The following is a 3,508-nucleotide window of genomic DNA, read 5'->3' on the forward strand; positions in this document are numbered from 1 at the left end:
AGAAAAAACAAAAATCTTCTTCGGAGGATCCTCCGAAGAAGATCCATCAACCAGCTATGGCTGAGTAACTTTTACAGAAAAAAACTTGCACAAGCGACCGTTTTACAGGTATGTTTTGGTAAAAAGTTTGAAGTAGAAAAATTTGTCTCCAACTTCGAAGTATTTTTCCAAAAAATGGGAAAGGTTGTATCAGAACCAATCACAACAAAACATTCTGATACTATGCGAGTCATTAGAAAACAAGAGTTAGCTAAAATATTAGGGGTATCCAAGCAGACAATTTGGAGGATGCAAAAGCGAGGAGAGTTACCTTCTCGAATTCAAATATCCAAGAGAGTTGTAGGCTGGCGTGAAAAAGATATAAAGAAATTCATTGAGACACGTCCTGAAGTTGTAAGTAAAGGACAACCCAGTCCCACAGATTAAATAAATAGCCCACCTTAACAATTAGATTCCTATTAACTATGGCTAAGTCCAAAGTAAAAGCCGGATACTATTCTATTATCCCCGCGAAAGTTAGATACGACGATTCGTTAACCCCTAATGCAAAGTTAATGTACGGAGAGCTTACATCGCTTTCTAATAAAGAAGGGTATGCGTTTGCACGGAATGAATATTTCGCAGATCTCTATGATGTCAGTAAAAGAACTATTAGTCGTTGGATAAGTCAGCTGAAAAAAAATGACTATATCCAAGTTCACCTAAGTGAAACAGCTAAAGGCACCGAAAGAAGGATATCAATTATTGGGATAGACAGTATTGTCCCCCGGGGAGGACATAAGGATCCTAATCCCCCAGACAGTAATAGCAAATCAGGGGAGGATAAAAATAGCCACCATAATATTGGTAGTAGTAGCAATATTACAAGAAGGACTACTACTATAGATAATTTACCGGAAATCACACCAGCAATGAAGAAAGTGATCGAGGGCTGGAATGACACCTTTAAGGTAGTAGTAGATGATTCTGATAAAAAGTTATTGGAGGCCATTTCCAACGCCACTAAAGACTTTTCAGTTGCTGATCTTTTGCAAGCCATCGAGTACCGAAGTCAGGCGAAGTTTTACAAGGAAGACTATCCCCATTTGCGGAATAATCCAAGAAGTTTTTTCGGATATCCCCAGACGATTAAAAACGATATGAACCGGCGACCCTATAAGCTTATTACCTATAGCAAGAAATGCGAACTCGAGCAACAGGGAACAGATAAACGGTTTGAAATAGATCCGAAAGCCAAAGACTCGAAAGGTCAACCCAAGTGGCGCATGTATGATTAGCTTTTCCTCTACTGGCAATATATCCAATCCGTCCGCTTGCATCCATGGAGCTTTCCGGGGGAAACTCCTCCCTGGATACGCGTCCTGATTGGAAGTGCGGCGTGTATGAGGAAAGGAGGAATATGGCCTATTAGCGTTAATAGGTCTACAGGACGTAAGAAAAAGCGTGGCAAGCAAGTACCTTTGGTACCAGATTCGCGAGGCGAATTGGCCAAAGGTAGAGGGATTTTTCGCATCTGCGATGCTCTAAATGTAAACCAAAAAACAATTGAATCATGGAAAACAACAACAACATCAGCAACAAAAAAGATTCAGATCATAAGCGGGATCACTTGTTAAAGATCTACCTCACTGAAGGAGAAAAAGCTACGATCAAAAAAATGGCAAAGATGGTGGGTATTAGTTGTTCAGCTTTTGGTCGAGCAATTCTGATGGATTCTGAATACAAAAAAGAACTGCTGGATATCCTGAAGGTTCGCTATGAAGTCAACAAGATTGGAGCCAACCTAAATCAAATGGCTAAGGTGGCAAATCAGAGTGGCCAAGTTCCCAAAGCAAAATTAATAAAGAATATGCATCGAAATATTTTAACCCAGTTAAATAGAATATGATTGCTAAAGTCGGTGATTCTACGAGCATATTAAAGACCCACAACTATTTGGTGGGAAAAGATTCAAAGCGAGTGGACTGGAAACAGGCTCGACACTTGGCCAGTACGGATCAACAATTTGTGATCGACCAAATGCGTAAGGTAGCTCAAAATAGTCAGACGGACGCACCCATCTATCACTATAGTCTCTCCTGGGATGAAACGGATAACTCTACTCGGCAGCAGATGATCGAGGCCGGAACCCAAACGCTTCGGGACCTGGGACTTGCGGAGCATCAGGCACTGCTTGTTGCTCATAACGATCATGACTACAAGCATCTTCATATCATGGTCAACCGAGTACATCCAATAACATGTACGGCGTGGGATAGGTATCGCGATTACATCAAACTCGAGAAAAGCCTGCGGAGGATCGAACGCCAGTATGGATGGAAAGAGGTCCCCGGACATCATCACCAGCTGGAAGGACAGCAAGAGCCCGAATATGGGAATAGCCTTAACAAATTTGAATGCGCCCAGGTCAAGAGGGGAGAAACGCCCCTGTATATGCTGATCCGGGAGCAGGCCGAACATGACTTCCGGGAAGCTGAAAGCTGGGAAGAGCTCCACCAACGATTAGCGGAGAAAGGCCTGACGATCCAGCGGGGAAGCCGGGGCACCGGCGGGAAGGTCACCGACGGTTTTGAATATACAAACCTCTCCAAGATCCGCCGGGACTTTAGCATGGGACGTTTAGAAAAACGGTTTGGCCCGTTTAAATCTTTACAGGAATTACAGCAAGGAAAACAGTTGACGGATATACAGCGCGCGTTCGCGGGCTACGAGCGAGCTCACCGGCTTGGCAGGCACCGGCGGGCTCGTTCTTTTAAAAAGGGAATAGGGAAAACGCTTAAGGCATTGGGCACGGCCCGCAAGGTCCACAACACCCTGCAGAGCCTGCTTGCGGTGAGTAGTTCCCAGAATCCAGCCTTTAAGGCCGTCAGTATGATAGCTAGCACCATTATTAATCAACTAAAACAACAAGAACGAAGCCAAGGAAGAGGATACTAATATGAGCAAAAACATGAAGCAGCGACTACGAGACCAGCAAGAAACCAATCACGAAGAGTTACGTCAGCAAATGGTCCGGGACGTTACGGAGCACCTAGACGAATGGCGGGAGGCTACGAATTGCATCATGGCAAAGAACCATGGGGTGATGAAAGACGCGGTCAAGCAGATGCAGACCTATAAACGTCTTGTCCGCAAAGTAGGCGATAACTTAAGCAGTATCGAATACAAGACCCTGCAGGAAATTAAACGTTTTAAGCGGGGTCGCAGCTGGAAGTTCTACGGGGCCTGTTTCCTGGCGTCCCTGCTTGGAGGCATAACAGCGGTACTTATCTGCGCCCGATACTGGGCTACTATTCGAAGCTTTATAGGTGGATAATATCAATCCACTCCCACTTGTATACACCATAACTTAGATTAACAATTTATATTTATGTCATTTTCATTTTCGGACTTACAACCACGCTATATTTATATGTAATAGCCACGACTTGATCTGACAGTCAGCCGTTAGAAGTTGGTTTTAGTTGTCAGGTTAATCTCATCTGAGTTTGGCTCTTCCAGAGCTGGT

Annotated in this window: 5 protein-coding genes; all 5 read left to right on the top strand. The window is 44.0% G+C overall.

The features are described from left to right. Positions 1 to 426, top strand: a 426-nt coding sequence (locus BUB16_RS21130; protein ID WP_084088494.1) for a helix-turn-helix transcriptional regulator, incomplete at its 5' end; no start/stop codon positions are given. Positions 427 to 464: 38 nt separating this feature from the next. Continuing rightward, positions 465 to 1,277 carry a helix-turn-helix domain-containing protein gene (locus BUB16_RS20930; RefSeq protein WP_073068778.1) on the top strand — a complete coding sequence of 271 codons (813 nt, stop codon included), beginning with the start codon at positions 465 to 467 and terminating at the stop codon, positions 1,275 to 1,277. A gap of 275 nt (positions 1,278 to 1,552) precedes the next feature. Further along, entirely contained in the window at positions 1,553 to 1,888 is a 336-nt protein-coding gene (locus tag BUB16_RS20935; RefSeq protein WP_073068780.1) for a plasmid mobilization protein, read from the top strand. Continuing rightward, complete coding sequence (locus tag BUB16_RS20940; protein WP_073068782.1) at positions 1,885 to 2,937, top strand: relaxase/mobilization nuclease domain-containing protein; 1,053 nt, start codon at positions 1,885 to 1,887, stop codon at positions 2,935 to 2,937. The genes BUB16_RS20935 and BUB16_RS20940 overlap by 4 nt, the downstream gene beginning before the upstream one ends. 1 nt (position 2,938) lies before the next feature. Continuing rightward, positions 2,939 to 3,316 carry a hypothetical protein gene (locus tag BUB16_RS20945; protein ID WP_073068784.1) on the top strand — a complete coding sequence of 126 codons (378 nt, stop codon included), beginning with the start codon at positions 2,939 to 2,941 and terminating at the stop codon, positions 3,314 to 3,316. Positions 3,317 to 3,508 lie beyond the last annotated feature (192 nt).

It is taken from the genome of Fodinibius roseus (assembly GCF_900129315.1).
Lineage (GTDB): Bacteria > Bacteroidota > Rhodothermia > Balneolales > Balneolaceae > Fodinibius > Fodinibius roseus.

Excerpts from the sequence above, each read along its gene's own strand:
- BUB16_RS20945 (WP_073068784.1), top strand. The coding sequence starts at position 2,939 with ATGAGCAAAAACATGAAGCAGCGACTACGAGACCAGCAAGAAACCAAT.
- BUB16_RS20930 (WP_073068778.1), top strand. The coding sequence starts at position 465 with ATGGCTAAGTCCAAAGTAAAAGCCGGATACTATTCTATTATCCCCGCG.
- BUB16_RS20935 (WP_073068780.1), top strand. The coding sequence starts at position 1,553 with ATGGAAAACAACAACAACATCAGCAACAAAAAAGATTCAGATCATAAG.
- BUB16_RS20940 (WP_073068782.1), top strand. The coding sequence starts at position 1,885 with ATGATTGCTAAAGTCGGTGATTCTACGAGCATATTAAAGACCCACAAC.